The organism is Gordonia araii NBRC 100433, assembly GCF_000241265.1.
Lineage (GTDB): Bacteria > Actinomycetota > Actinomycetes > Mycobacteriales > Mycobacteriaceae > Gordonia > Gordonia araii.
Genome location: NZ_BAEE01000036.1, coordinates 22,689 through 36,201, shown reverse-complemented (window position 1 = coordinate 36,201; position 13,513 = coordinate 22,689). Strand labels below are relative to the sequence as shown.

14 protein-coding genes and 1 pseudogene are annotated in these 13,513 nt (G+C 67.3%); 4 read left to right on the top strand and 11 right to left on the bottom strand.

The window, feature by feature from the left end; translation table 11 throughout:
* Positions 1–70: 70 nt before the first annotated feature.
* From GOARA_RS05745 to thyX, 3 genes are read right to left on the bottom strand one after another with little or no spacing between them, the layout of a single operon-like run.
* Positions 71–2,065 carry a ribonuclease J gene (locus tag GOARA_RS05745; protein ID WP_007321383.1) on the bottom strand — a complete coding sequence of 665 codons (1,995 nt, stop codon included), beginning with the start codon at positions 2,063–2,065 and terminating at the stop codon, positions 71–73.
* On the bottom strand, positions 2,062–2,967 hold the full coding sequence (dapA, locus tag GOARA_RS05740) for a 4-hydroxy-tetrahydrodipicolinate synthase (protein WP_007321382.1): 906 nt from the start codon (positions 2,965–2,967) through the stop codon (positions 2,062–2,064). The genes GOARA_RS05745 and dapA overlap by 4 nt, the downstream gene beginning before the upstream one ends.
* A gap of 19 nt (positions 2,968–2,986) precedes the next feature.
* On the bottom strand, positions 2,987–3,736 hold the full coding sequence (gene thyX / locus GOARA_RS05735; protein WP_007321381.1) for an FAD-dependent thymidylate synthase: 750 nt from the start codon (positions 3,734–3,736) through the stop codon (positions 2,987–2,989).
* 69 nt (positions 3,737–3,805) lie between these two features.
* Between thyX and GOARA_RS05730 the strand changes: the two genes are divergently transcribed.
* On the top strand, positions 3,806–4,564 hold the full coding sequence (locus GOARA_RS05730; protein ID WP_007321380.1) for a tyrosine-protein phosphatase: 759 nt from the start codon (positions 3,806–3,808) through the stop codon (positions 4,562–4,564).
* A gap of 34 nt (positions 4,565–4,598) precedes the next feature.
* Entirely contained in the window at positions 4,599–5,372 is a 774-nt protein-coding gene (locus tag GOARA_RS05725; RefSeq protein ID WP_245548365.1) for a tyrosine-protein phosphatase, read from the top strand.
* A gap of 86 nt (positions 5,373–5,458) precedes the next feature.
* On the opposite strand, the gene GOARA_RS05720 is transcribed toward GOARA_RS05725, so the two are convergent.
* From GOARA_RS05720 to GOARA_RS05705, 4 genes are all read right to left on the bottom strand, one after another.
* Positions 5,459–6,220, bottom strand: a complete 762-nt coding sequence (locus GOARA_RS05720) for an HAD-IIB family hydrolase (RefSeq protein ID WP_007321378.1) — start codon at positions 6,218–6,220, stop codon at positions 5,459–5,461.
* A 91-nt stretch (positions 6,221–6,311) separates the two neighbouring features.
* The gene (locus tag GOARA_RS05715; RefSeq protein ID WP_007321377.1) at positions 6,312–6,884 is read right to left on the bottom strand and encodes a DUF3159 domain-containing protein; all 573 of its coding nucleotides are present in this window, start codon (positions 6,882–6,884) and stop codon (positions 6,312–6,314) included.
* An 86-nt stretch (positions 6,885–6,970) separates the two neighbouring features.
* Positions 6,971–7,489: a dihydrofolate reductase gene (locus tag GOARA_RS05710; protein WP_007321376.1), complete on the bottom strand. Its 519-nt coding sequence runs from the start codon at positions 7,487–7,489 to the stop codon at positions 6,971–6,973.
* Positions 7,486–8,292 (bottom strand): thymidylate synthase, encoded by an 807-nt coding sequence (locus GOARA_RS05705; RefSeq protein ID WP_007321375.1) that lies wholly within the window; start codon positions 8,290–8,292, stop codon positions 7,486–7,488. The genes GOARA_RS05710 and GOARA_RS05705 overlap by 4 nt, the downstream gene beginning before the upstream one ends.
* Positions 8,293–8,511: 219 nt before the next feature.
* Between GOARA_RS05705 and GOARA_RS05700 the strand changes: the two genes are divergently transcribed.
* On the top strand, positions 8,512–9,906 hold the full coding sequence (locus GOARA_RS05700) for a cytochrome P450 (protein ID WP_040521896.1): 1,395 nt from the start codon (positions 8,512–8,514) through the stop codon (positions 9,904–9,906).
* 89 nt (positions 9,907–9,995) lie between these two features.
* Here the strand turns inward: GOARA_RS05700 and GOARA_RS05695 are convergent, their stop codons facing one another.
* From GOARA_RS05695 to dapB, 4 genes are read right to left on the bottom strand one after another with little or no spacing between them, the layout of a single operon-like run.
* The gene (locus GOARA_RS05695; protein WP_040521894.1) at positions 9,996–11,348 is read right to left on the bottom strand and encodes an MFS transporter; all 1,353 of its coding nucleotides are present in this window, start codon (positions 11,346–11,348) and stop codon (positions 9,996–9,998) included.
* Positions 11,349–11,373: 25 nt separating this feature from the next.
* Complete coding sequence (locus GOARA_RS05690; RefSeq protein WP_007321372.1) at positions 11,374–11,829, bottom strand: flavodoxin family protein; 456 nt, start codon at positions 11,827–11,829, stop codon at positions 11,374–11,376.
* Between the two features lie 13 nt (positions 11,830–11,842).
* A complete protein-coding gene (locus tag GOARA_RS05685) occupies positions 11,843–12,331 on the bottom strand; it encodes a hypothetical protein (RefSeq protein WP_007321371.1) in 489 nt (162 codons plus the stop codon).
* Positions 12,332–12,343: 12 nt separating this feature from the next.
* A complete protein-coding gene (dapB, locus tag GOARA_RS05680) occupies positions 12,344–13,099 on the bottom strand; it encodes a 4-hydroxy-tetrahydrodipicolinate reductase (RefSeq protein ID WP_007321370.1) in 756 nt (251 codons plus the stop codon).
* 229 nt (positions 13,100–13,328) lie between these two features.
* Between dapB and GOARA_RS20530 the strand changes: the two are divergent.
* Positions 13,329–13,511: pseudogene (locus tag GOARA_RS20530) on the top strand (SDR family NAD(P)-dependent oxidoreductase); the annotation flags it as partial.
* Positions 13,512–13,513 lie beyond the last annotated feature (2 nt).

Sequence of the window (13,513 nt, the reverse complement as noted above, 5' to 3'; positions counted from 1 at the left end):
TTCCTCCCGCACGAATTCGCATATCCCGACGGGATCGCGTCGGGATATGCGGATCGATGCGGGAGGAAGGCTAGCGGTTCACTTCGAGGACCGTCGGAATGATCATCGGCCGACGACGGTAGGTCTCGGCTACCCATCGGCCCACTGCACGCCGGATCGCCTGCGCGACCGCATGCGTCTCGGTGATGCCTTCGGACGCCAGCACGTCGAGCGCCTTGTTCACCACTTCGGCCGCCTCTTTGAGCGCGTCGGGATCGTCGGAGAAGCCCCTGCCGGAGACCTCGGGCACCGATACGGGCTTGCCGGTGGCCGCGTCGACGGCGACGGTGATCGCGATGAAACCGCCTTCACCCAGCACGAGGCGCTCCGAGAGCGTCGACTCGCCGACGTCGCCGACGGACAACCCGTCGACGTAGACGTGCCCGACTGGCACCCGGCCGACGATGCTCGCCAGGCCGTCCACCATGTCGACGACGACGCCGTCCTCGGCGAGCACGATCCGCTCCGGGTCGACGCCGGTCGCCTCGGCCAACGCGGCGTTGGCGCGCAGATGGCGCCACTCGCCGTGCACCGGCATCGCATTGGTCGGGCGGACGGCGTTGTACAGGTACAGCAGTTCGCCGGCCGAGGCGTGCCCAGAGACATGCACCTTCGCGCTCTGCTGGGTGATGACCTTCGCGCCGCGCCGCACCAGACCGTTGACCACGGCGAAGACCGAGTTCTCGTTGCCCGGGATGAGCGACGACGCCAGGACGACCAGGTCGTTCTCGCGGATGTTGATCTGCCGGTGCTCACCGCGCGCCATCCGCGACAGCGCCGAGAGCGGCTCGCCCTGCGACCCCGTCGAGATGAGCACGAGACGGTCGTCGGGCAGGGACGCGGCGGTATCGAGGTCGACGACGACGCCGTCGGGTACCGAGAGGTATCCGAGATCCTGGGCGATCTGCATGTTGCGGACCATCGACCGGCCGACGAAGGACACGCGACGGTTGTGCCGGTGGGCGACATCGACGATCTGCTGGATCCGGTGCACGTGGCTGGCGAAGGACGCGACGATGACGCGCTGGCGCGCCTGGCCGATGACCTGGTCGAGCACGACGCCGATCTCGCGCTCGGGAGTGACGAATCCAGGAACCTCGGCGTTGGTGGAGTCCACGAGGAACAGGTCGACGCCGTCGTCGCCGAGTCGGCTGAACCCGGCCAGGTCGGTGAGACGGCCGTCGAGTGGCAGTTGGTCGAGCTTGATGTCGCCGGTGTGCAGCGCCAAACCGGCGGGAGTGCGGATGGCGACGGCGATGGCGTCGGGAATCGAGTGGTTCACCGCGAAGTATTCGCAGTCGAAGGCGCCGTGCTGGGTCCGCTGCCCCTCGGTCACCTCGACGAGCTTGGGGCGCTGTCGGTGCTCGCGGCACTTGGCCTCGACCAGTGCCAAGGTGAACCGCGACCCGACGACGGGGATGTCGCCGCGCAGCCGCAGCAGGAAAGGCACCGCGCCGATGTGGTCCTCGTGTCCGTGGGTGAGGATGATCGCGGCGACGTCGTCCATCCGGTCTTCGATGTAATGGAAGTCCGGGAGGATGAGGTCGACGCCGGGCTGAGCATCCTCGGGGAACAAGACCCCGCAGTCGACGATGAGCAGCTGGCCGTCGTATTCGAAGACCGTCATGTTGCGGCCGATCTCGCCGATGCCGCCGAGCGCGACCACCCGCAGTCCGCCCTTGGGCAGCTTCGGCGGAAGCCCGAGCCGGTCGACCGGCAGGGGCCTGGCCGCTGGTGCTCCCCCGCCCGGCCCGCCGGACTTCTTCTTCCGCTTCTTCGGCTTCTTCGACGCCGCCTCGGCCGACGGCTGCACATTCGCCGTGTTGTCCGCGCGGGCTGGTGCCGCTTGCGACTCTTCCGACGGTCGCCGATCGGCGGGCTGATCCTCCCGGGCGGCCGGCGGCTCCTGCGCCGAGACGGCGGGCGGCTCCACCGGCGGTCCGGACGGCCGGCTCGCGCTACGCCGCCGGCGTCGCGCGCCGGGCTGATCGGTGCCGGGCTGCTCGGTGCCGGGCTGCTCGGTCACGAGAGCACGCTCGCGGCTCGAAGGTCGGCGATGAGGGCCTCGATCTGTTCACCGTCGGCGGGTACCTGCGGAAGGCGCGGGTCGCCGACGTCGAATCCCTGGATTCGCAGCGCGGCTTTGACCATCGTGACGCCGCCGAGTCGCGACATGGCCCGGTAGAGCGGTGCCATGGACAGGTTGAGGTCGCGCGCCTTGTCCAGATCACCGTTACCGACGGCGATGTGCAGGTCGCGCAGCCGGTCGGACACCAGGTGGCCGATCACGCTGACGCAACCGACCGCGCCGACGGAGAACCACGGCAGGTTCAACCCGTCGTCGCCGGAGTAGTAGTCCAGCCCGGTCTCGGCGATCATCTCCGCCCCGCCGACCAGATCGCCCTTCGCATCCTTCACCGCGACGATGTTCGGGTGCTCGGCGAGCCGCCGCATGGTGTCGTCGGCGACGGGCACCACCGAACGCGGCGGAATGTCGTAGACCATCACCGGCAGGTCGGTGCCGTCGGCGACGGCGGTGAAATGCGCGAGCAAGCCGGCCTGCGGGGGCTTCGAGTAGTACGGCGTGACGACCAGCAGACCGTGCGCACCGGCCTTCTGCGCATCCTGCGCGAAGACGACGCTCTCGGCGGTGTCGTAGGTCCCGACGCCGGCGACGATCTTCACACGATCGCCGACCGCGTCTCGGACGGCGTGCAGCACTTCGAGCTTTTCGTACGGCTGCGTGGTCGGCGACTCACCGGTGGTGCCGGCGAGGATCAGGCTGTCGACGCCCTTGTCGGCCAGGTGGTTGGACAACTCCGCGGCCTTCTCGAGGTCCAGCGAACCGTCGGCGGAAAACGGGGTCACCATGGCCACGCCGATCGTGCCGAAGGCACGCTCGGACGTCGGGGTCTCACCTGCGCTCATAGTCGGTAAGGCTACCCGCTCATCCCTCCAGAACGTACGGCGAGGTGGCCACTTCGGTGCCGTCGGGCAGCGCCGAAATCTCGAAGTCGCCGAACACCGTCGGAGCCGCGTCGACGAGCTGCCGCAGGCACTCGACGGCCAGCTGGCGGATCTCCACGTCGGCGTGCTCGGTCGCGCGCATACCGATGAAGTGCCGCCACGCCCGGTAGTTGCCCGTCACGACGATCTTCGTCTCGGTGGCGTTCGGCAGCACCGACCTGGCAGCCTGACGCGCCTGCTTCCGCCGCAGGATCGCATTGGGAACGTCGGCGAACTTGGCTTCCAGCCGCGTCAGGAGTTCGGTGTAGGCGGCGCGGCTCGCGTCGGTCGCCTCACGGAACAACTCCTCCAGCTCGTCGTCGCCCCGGATCGCGGGCGGCGCGACGACGCTCGCGTCGTGCTCGGGGACGAAGCGCTGCGAGAGCTGCGAGTAGGAGAAGTGCCTGTGCCGGATCAGCTCGTGCGTGCACGAGCGCGAGATGCCGGTGATGTAGAAGGTGACGGTCGCGTGCTCGAACAGCGACGTGTGCCCCACCTCGAGCACGTGGCGCAGGTACCCGGCGTTCGTCGCGGTGCGCGGATTCGGCTTGTCCCAGCTCTCGTAGCAAGCGCGGCCGGCGAACTCGATGAGGGCCTCGCCGCCGTCGGTGTCGGTGCTCCACGGAACGTCGGGCGCGGTGAACTGGGTCGACGCGACCAGCTGCACCTTCAGGGGGACGATCTCGGACACTGCTGATTCACTGCCTTCTTTTGGCCAATGCCATGGTCGGAGTAGGGGGTGATTCACTAGATTAGCTGTATGTTCACCACCGCCGGATCGGTGCGCCGCGCACGAGGGCCGCTCGTCGCTCTCGTCGCGCTGGTGATCGCTCCTGCCGCGACGACCGTCACGGTCGCACCCGCGCAGGCCGCGCCGCCGCCGGCCCGGGTGAAGATCGACGGCGCGTTCAACACCCGCACGCTGGCGAACTACAAGACCAACCAGGGCAGGGCGATCTCGGCGAAGGTGATCCGCAGCAGCGATCTGGGCGGGCTGACCCCGGCCGGCGAACAGGACCTCAGGCGGCTCCGCGTGCGCAGCGTCATCGACCTCCGGTCCGACCCCGAACGCCAGCTGCGGCCCAACCGTCCGGCTCCCGGCGCCCCGACCTTCGTCGCCGACGTCATGCGCCTCGCCCCGTTCTCCGGCTACTCGAACTTCCCCGGCATGTATCGCACCTTCGTGGACAACCCGGGCGCGCTCGAGGCGTGGCGGAAGATGCTCCTGAAGGTGACGCAGACCGCTGGCCGCAACGACGCCGTCGTCATCAACTGCACGGCCGGCCGTGACCGATCCGGTTGGGCGATGGCTCTGCTTCTGCGGCTGCTCGACGCACCGATGGCCACGATCGAGGCCGATTTCCAGGCACAACGGGACGGGGTCGACGTCGAGTGGGTGCGTGGAGCGTTCCGGCACGCCGACGCGCTCTACGGCAACTGGGACAACTACGTCCGGATCGGCCTGCGGATGACACCGCAAGACGTCAACGCGTTGCGCAGCGCTTTGCTCGCCCGCTGAGCGAACCGGACTCGATTCCATTTACAGTCAGGGCATGCGGATGCTACCCCGACTTCTCGCTCTCCCCCTCGTTGCCGCGTCACTCGCTTTCGGCGCGCTGGGGGCGCCCGCCGCGCTCGCCGTGCCGCCGGTCAAGTCCGATCCTCGACTGGTCAAGCTGGTCGGTACCGAGAACACGCGCACCTTCGCGACCTACCGGACGACCGACGGTCACTCGCTGAACCCGCGGGTGCTGCGCAGCGACAACCTGTCCAAGCTGACCAACGGAGACGAACGGAAGCTCGCCCGCCTCGGATTGGCGACGGTGATCGACCTGCGCACGACGGTCGAACGCCAGATTCAGCCGGACCGGTCGATTCCGCGCACCCGCCACTTCGACGAGGACATCTTCGGCCTCGACCTCGTCGAGGCGGTGGACCTCGACTCCGCCTACGCCTACTTCGTCACCGACGCCGGGGCGCGCGCCGGATTCGCCAACACCCTGCGACTCGTGTCCAGAACGCTGGACCGGGGCCGTACCGCCCTATTCCACTGCAGCGCCGGCAAGGACCGCACCGGCTGGACCGCCGCGTTGCTGCTCACCATCGCCGGGGTCGACCGCGCCACGGTCGAGCGCGACTACCTTGCGTCCAACAAGTTCCGGCACACTTCGCCCGCCGATCCTCTTCAAGGCGTGCGGCTGTCGTACCTGCGCACTTCGTTCGCCACCGCGAACCGCGTATACGGGAGTTTCGACGGCTACCTGCGCAAGGGGCTGCGCCTGTCCGACCAGGAGATCACCGCACTGCGCGACCGCCTGCGCGCCTGACCGGTCCAGCACCGTTTCGGCCAACCTGCACCGATCGATGCAGGAGCGGCGAAACGAGGCGGGATCGGTGAACTCAGCGGACCGGACTAGGCCAGGATCGCGCTCAGCCGCGCCGCGGTGTCTTCATGGCCGTGGACGGCGATCGAGTCGATTCCCAAGTCCGCGACCGGGCGGTCGTTGCCGCCCTCGTCGAGCCGGTCGCCGAAGAACAGGATGTCCGCGGTGCCCAGGTCGAGAATCTCCATGAGCCGTCGGGCTCCGTAGGCTTTGTCGATGCCCTTGCGGGTGATGTCGACCGATGTCGATCCGCCGCTGCGGACCTCCAGGTCGGGCAGCCGTTCCGCGGCGTACGCGCGCAGCGATTCCTTCTTGCGGCCATCGGGATCCCATGCGGCCTTGGCGTCGACCGGCGCCTGTTGCCCCAGCGCGCTGAACGTCACCTGGCTACCGCGATCCTCCAGGATCGGGCCCCACGTCTTCGACTCCCAGAGGCCCAGTTCGCGGGCCCCCTCTTCGACGACGGTCAGCGCGCGGCGCTTCTGGTCCTCGCTGAGGTCCTCCTTGTACACCGTCTCCCACTCACCATCGGCAAACCTCATGTAGTGGGTGCCGCACGTCGGCATCAGGTGCAGATCCGCCAACCCGTCGAAGATTCCGATCCGCCCCAGAACCTGGCTGCGGAACTGGGTCTCGTTTCCTCCGGAGATGATGCAGACGGCGGCCTCGCCGAGCAGTCGGCGCATCAGGTCGACCATCTCGTCGGTCAGTGGGCTCTTCGACGCGGCCAAGGTGTCGTCGAGGTCGAACATCACCAGCGAATAGGACTTGCCGTCAACTGAAACCGCCACCAGTACCCACCTCGTCGTGCGCCGGCAGGCCGCTCCTGCCGAAAGACCGCTCTACTTTGTCATTTTCGGTGAGCACATGCCAAAGCGGGCGTCAGGCAGTCGGCTGCGTCTCGTCGGCGCCGGCGGTTGCGCGCCCCTTGTACCAGTTGGTGAAAGTGATCGGAATGATGAAGCCGAGCGCCTGGGCGACGATGTCCGCGGTGTCGCCGAGTTCGCGGCGATAGATCACCCACACGGCGATCGCGGTCGCGGTGAAGGCGAGGGCCCAGACCGTGGTGATCGCGCGATTGATTCGGCGGAACTTCTCGGTGCCCCAATACTCTTGGGGTACTTCACGTTTCGCAATGCCTTCGGTGAACGGCTTGCCGATGGCGAGCGATCCCCACGCGGTGAGCGCCAGCCAGCCGAAGGCCAGGGCACTGTCGTACCGGTGAAACTCCGAGTTCTCGGTGACGAAGCCGACGATGGCGACCAGGACGAAGAACACGATGGCGCTGATCTCGAGGATCTGGGCGTCGGGTGTGATCCCGTGACGGCGGTCGTCGAGGATCAGCGCGAGGCCCACGATCACGGCGGCAACCGCCGCCCAGCGCCAGGACGTGTCGCTGATACTCGCGACGACGGCGTAGGCGATCCAGGGTGCGAACCCGCGCAGAATGGTCATGCCCGCTCCTCGCATCGGCTTTCGGTGATGAGACGAGGCTAGATCCTCACCGCTTCCCGGCTCGGCGCTTTGCCCCAGAAGCGCTGCTATCGCACAGGCCGGTAGTTCACGAAGCGGTAGCGCTCCCCCGACTTCGAGAGCAACCAGTCGCCGGTGTAGAAGGCCTCCCATCCGGGGCCGATCGGCGGCGCGAAGGCGTCGGCATCGGGGACCTCAACGTCGATCTCGGTCACCCGCAGCTCGGTGGCACGATCCATCGCCACCCGGTAGACCTCGGCGCCGCCGATCACCGAGACCGGCTCGCCGTCGGCGAGGACGAGCGCCTCGTCGAGGGTCCGCGCCCGGACAGCCCCCTCGGCGCTCCACGCGTCGTCGCGGGTCAGCACGATGTTGCGCCGGTGCGGCAGCGGACGGAACTTCGGCGGAAGCGAATCCCAGGTCTTGCGGCCCATGATCACCGGATAGCCGATGGTCAGTTCCTTGAAGCGCGCCATGTCTTCAGGAACGCGCCACGGAATCGCGTTGTCCCGCCCGATCGCCCCGTCGCGCGCCTGCGCCCACACGAGTTGGACCCTGACCGGAAGCGCGACCCAACTCTCGCTCACACGGCCACCGGCGCTTTGATCGCCGGATGCGATTGGTAGTCGAGCACCTCGACGTCCTCGAACTCGTAGGCGTCGATCGAATCCCGCTGACGCAGACGGAGTTTCGGGTATGGGAACGGCTCGCGGGAAAGCTGCGTCGTCACCTGTTCGACGTGGTTGTCGTAGATGTGGCAGTCGCCGCCGGTCCATACGAAGTCGCCGACGCCCAGACCCACCTGCTGAGCCACCATGTGCGTCAGCAGCGCGTAGGAGGCGATGTTGAACGGCACGCCGAGGAACAGATCCGCGCTGCGCTGGTAGAGCTGACAGGACAGCTTGCCGTCGGCGACGTAGAACTGGAAAAAGGCATGGCACGGCGGCAGCGCCATCTGCGGGATCTCGCCGACATTCCATGCCGAGACGATGTTGCGCCGCGAGTCGGGGTTGGCCTTGAGCATCTCGATGGCGTTGGCGATCTGGTCGACGTGCTCCCCCGACGGTGTCGGCCAGCTTCGCCACTGGACCCCGTAGACCGGGCCCAGGTCGCCGTTCGCGTCGGCCCACTCGTCCCAGATCGTCACCCCGCGCTCCTGCAGCCAACGGACGTTGGAATCGCCGCGCAGGAACCACAGGAGTTCGTAGACGATCGACTTGAGGTGCACCTTCTTCGTGGTGATCAGCGGAAAGCCCTCACCCAGGTCGTAGCGCAGCTGGTGCCCGAAGACGCTGCGGGTGCCCGTGCCCGTCCGGTCGGCTTTGGGGGTGCCGTTCTCGAGCACGTGACGCAGCAGGTCCTCGTACGGGGTGGGGATGGACGCGCTCATGGGTCGAGTCTATCCAGCACGCCACCAGGCGCGTCGCAGGCACGACGACGGCAGCGGACTATCCGCTGACTGAAACCGGTGACATCGGCGCCCGAACTCCTTACTCTCAATGTTGAGACAGAAATCTTGATCCGTTTCATTCTGTCGGATCCAGTCCAGCCCACGGGGAGAGCGGCGATGGCGCCAAATCTGAAGAACGTCCAGTCCGACGCGAGGAGAATGATCCGGTCTGCCTTGGCGCAGGTCAGTTCTGCCTATCCCAGCCGGCCGGCGCCGCTCGCGCAGCCGCCGGCCGAATCCGGGCTCGAGCCTGTGATGGGCGAAGCCGGCATGCCGTACTTGGGCAGTGTGTTCGAGATGCTCAACGACCCGCTCAAGGTGTCCATGGAGCGCTATGAGCGTTACGGCGGAGTTTCCTGGGGCCGCAGCATCGGGATGAACCTGGTGACGCTCGTCGGGCCGGCTGAGGTTGAGGCTGCGTGGATGAACAAAGAGAAAGCACTCTCCTCCGAGCACGGCTGGGAGCCAATGATCGGCCCGTTCTTCCGCCGCGGGATCATGCTCATGGACTTCGAGGAGCACATGCATCACCGGCGCATCATGCAGCAGGCGTTCGCCCCGGCCCGGCTGCGCGGCTACCTCGGGATCATGACCCCACATATCGACAAGACCCTCGCCAACTGGGACGTTGGTGCCGGATTCCCGGTCTACTCCCGGGTGAAGGACCTGGCGCTGACCCTCGCCACCGAGGTATTCATGGGCGCGGCGGTAACCGAGAAAGAGGCGCACCGACTCGAGTCGTCGTTCGAGGCCGCCGTGCGCGGTGGACAAGCGTTGATACGGGCCGATATCAAGGTCGGCACCTGGGCGCGGGGCCTACGGGGGCGCGAGGCGCTGCAGGAATACTTCCGCTCCGAGATCGCGACGCGGCGGGCCGGAACCGGCGACGACCTGTTCACCGTCCTGTGTCACACCGAGAGCGACGACGGTGAGACCTTCACCGACGAAGACGTCGTCAATCACATGATCTTCGTGATGATGGCGGCCCACGACACCAGCACGATCGCCCTGTCGATGCTCACCTACTTCCTCGGCCGCAACCCCGAGTGGCAGGACCGCCTCCGCTCCGAATCGCTGGCGCTGGGCAAAACCGCCATAGACTACGAGGACATCGACAAACTGCCCAGTCTCGACTTGGCACTCAAAGAGACCTTGCGCATGAACGCCCCCGTCGGGATGCTGTTCCGGATGGCGATCCGCGATACCGACATCCTCGGCAAGTACATCCCCAAGGGCACCCTCATCGCCATCCACCCGTGGGCGACGATGCTGCTCGACGAGTGGTGGCCCGAACCCACCAAGTGGGATCCGGAGCGCTTCTCCCCCGAACGCCGCGAGGACAAGGTGCACCGCTTCGCCTGGTCGCCGTTCGGCGGCGGCGCCCACAAGTGCATCGGCCTCTACTTCGCGGGCATGGAGATCAAGGCGATCATGCACCAGATGCTGCAGCGGTTCGAATGGTCGGTCCCTGACGACTACCGGCTCGAACTGACCTATGGAACCGGCCCTACCCCGGCCGACGGCCTGCCCGTAGATTTCCTCCGACGTAGCTAGCGGCACGGGGGAGCAGCGCCCGTCTGAGCAGCCGATCCGTGGTGGGCTCGCGCTCGGGTCGTTCGACCATCGGAGCCGTTGCCACGGACTCATTTCACCGCTACGAACGCGGCGCCCCTCTCGCGGTCCAGGTAGGTCTCGGCCTTGTTGCGGAGGAAGAAGACGTACACGCCGAGCGAGATCGCGATGGTCACGGTGACGTAGGCGATGAACCACGGCACCCGGTCGGCGTTCTTGGCCGCCTGGTAGATCAAGGGTGCCGTGCCCCCGAAGATCGAATTGGCCAGGGCGTAACCCAAGCCGACGCCGAGTGCCCGGATGTGCGACGGGAACAACTCCGCTTTGACGAGCGCATTGATCGATGTGTAGCCGGTGATGATCACGTAGCCGCCGCACACCATCGCGAGCGAGGCCAGCGCGGTATGGAAGGTGGGCAGGAACGTGATGAGGAAGTACGTGTAGACGACGCCGCCAACGCCGAAGAAGACCAGCATCGGTTTTCGGCCGATCCGGTCGCTGATAGCGCCCCCGATGGGCTGGATCAACATCAGGAAGATCAGTCCGATCAGATTGACCCACGTGGCCGTCATCGCACGGTCGTCGGCGTAGGCCGCCTTCACGATCGCTGGCGCGTTCACGCTGTAGACGTAGAAGGCGAGCGTGCCACCCATGGTGATGAGGAAGCAGAGCACCAGCGACCGCCAGTAGCCGACGAGCAGTTCGCGCACGGTCCCCGACGACGTGTCCTCCCCCGCCCGGACGGCCGCCAGCTGCTCGTCCGACAGCGACTCGTCCATCGTCCGGCGCAGCCAGAACACGACGATCGCGCCGAGCCCGCCGATGAAGAAGGCGATCCGCCAGCCGAACTCGGAGACCTGGTCGGCGGTGAACAGCGACAGGAGTACGAGCAGCGTGAACTGCGCGAGGACGTGTCCGCCGACGAGCGTCACGTACTGGAACGACGAGAAGAAGCCACGACGCTCACGGGTGGCCGCCTCGGACATGTAGGTGGCCGACGTTCCGTACTCGCCGCCGGTGGCGAACCCTTGCACCAGCCGGCACGCCACCAGGATGACGGCGGCGGCCACGCCGATCGTCTCCCGACCGGGCACCAGCGCGATGACGAACGAGCACGCCGCCATCAGCGAGACGCTGACGGTGAGCGCGGCGCGGCGACCGCGGCGGTCGGCGAAGCGGCCGAAGAACCACGACCCCACCGGCCGCATCACGAAGGTGACCGCGAAGATCGCGTAGACGTAGACGGTCGAGTTCTTGTCGGCCGCGTCGAAGAAGTGGCGCTCGAAGTAGGTGGCGAACACGGTGTAGACGTAGACGTCGTACCACTCGACCAGGTTGCCGCTCGATCCGCGCAACGTATTCCAGATGGCGCGCCGGGTTGCCGCCGGCGTCGAACGTGGCGGCGCGACTTCGGTTATCGTCATTCGCCTGCCCGGGCCGCTCCCGGCCCTACTCCCCCATCAGTTGCGCGGCAACCGTCGCACCCAGCTCCCAGCACGCTTCGCGGTCCTCCTTGGTCGGCGCCCCGGACACCACCACGAATTCGGTGGCCTTGATCCAGCCGAGCCCCGTCGTGATCGTCGTGATCGCCTTCTCGGCACCCTCGGTGCCCTGGTTACCGTGAAGGTACGCGCCGAACGGGCGCCCCTGCGTCGAATCCAGGATCTGGTAGTACGCGGAGTCGAACGCATGCTTCAACGCGCCGCTGATGTACCCGAGATTCGCCGGGGTGCCGAGGAGATAGCCGTCGGCCTCCAGGAACTCGGCGGGCGACACGTGCAGCGCCGCCCGGCGGACCACCTCGACGCCCTCGATGTCCGGGTCGGTGGCCCCGGCGACCACCGCCTCGAACATCTCCTGGCAGTGCGGCGACGGTGTGTGGTGGACGATGAGCAACCGGGCCATGGGTCTGCCCCTTTCAGCGACGTTCGGGGTCCGACGAGCGGTACTGCGCGACGGCCGTCTTCATCATCTGACGGGCGCGGGTCCGGTCGCCGGCGTAGTCGTAGGCGCGGGCGATCCGATAGGTGTTGCACCAGTCGTCCGGGTCGGCCTCCCATTCCGCGCGGACCTGGTCGAACAGGGCATCGGCCGCGTCGCGTTCGAGGCGTCCCGACGGGCGCCTGGGCAACCCGGACACGTCGAGATCGCGTCCTTGTTCCCCGGCGGCGGCGGCCAACCGCTGGTGCCACAGGCCCGCCGAGAGCGTCGAATAGATCATCCACGCACCGAGCACGGGCAGGATCAGCACACCGAGCCCGACACCGATTCCCGTCGGCGTGCCGGCGGCGATGAGCTGCACGCCGCGCCAGCCGAGGATCGCCATGTACATGATCAAGCCGAGCACGAGGAAGCCGATCATCAGCAGAATCGGCAACGAACTGCGTTTGGAGGTGTCGGCGCTCATCGTCGCGAATCCCTACGAGAGGTTCATGAACTTGTCGAGGCCGACGGTCAGCCCCGGGTGCCCGCCGATCTCGCGGACGCCGAGCAGCACGCCCGGCACGAATGAGGTCCGGTCGATCGAGTCGTGCCGGATGGTCAGGCTCTCCCCCTGGGTGCCGAACAGGACTTCCTGGTGGGCCACGAGCCCCGCGAGCCGCACCGAATGCACGTGCACGTCGCCGACGAGTGCGCCTCGCGCACCCTGCAGCCCGGTCGACGTGGCGTCGGGCATCGGTTCCAGGCCGGCCTCGGCTCGCGCGGCCGCGATGAGCTCGGCCGTGCGCGTCGCGGTGCCGGACGGTGCGTCGGCCTTCTGCGGATGATGCAACTCCACGACCTCGGCGGAGGTGAAGAACCGCGCGGCCTTCTCGGCGAAGTACATGGACAGGATGGCGCCGATGGCGAAGTTCGGGGCGATCAGCACACCGACACCGGGTTTGGCGTCAACCCACGACCGCACGGTTTCGAGGCGGTCGGCGGTGAAGCCCGTGGTCCCCACGACCGCGTGGATTCCGTTTTCTACCAGGAACTCCAGGCTGTCCATCACGACGTCCGGATGGGTGAAATCGACGACCACCCGGGTCTCGCTGTCGACGAATGCCGACAGGTCATCCCCCTTGTCGACGCCGACGGTGAAGTCGGTGTCCGGCGCCGCGTCGACCCCCGCCACGATCGCCTGCCCGACCTTGCCCTTGCTGCCGAGCACCCCGACGCGAATGCTGTCCGCCATTTGCCACTCTCCTCCGTCGCTGATCGTCGTCGAGTCTAGTGACCGCACCACCGCCCGGGCGACGCGCGGCCACCCCGACCGTGCCGCTACTGTCCAAGAATCTGGACACCTGTGACCGCCGCCACGGGCGACAATCGCCACGTACCGGATACGGCGCGCGGTTTCTGCTCGCCCCGACTCACGTCGGGGGCACACCGCCGCACAGCACCAGAGGGAAGCGAGTGAAACGATGTTGAGGTTCGACAACAAGGTCGCGGTGGTCACCGGAGCGGGCCGCGGTTTGGGGCGTTCACACGCCGAGCTGCTCGCTTCGCGGGGCGCATCGGTCGTCGTCAACGACGTCGACGCGACCGCAGCCGAAGAGGCGACCGCCGCTATCAATGCCGCGGGCGGGAAGGCAGTCGCCAACAGCGA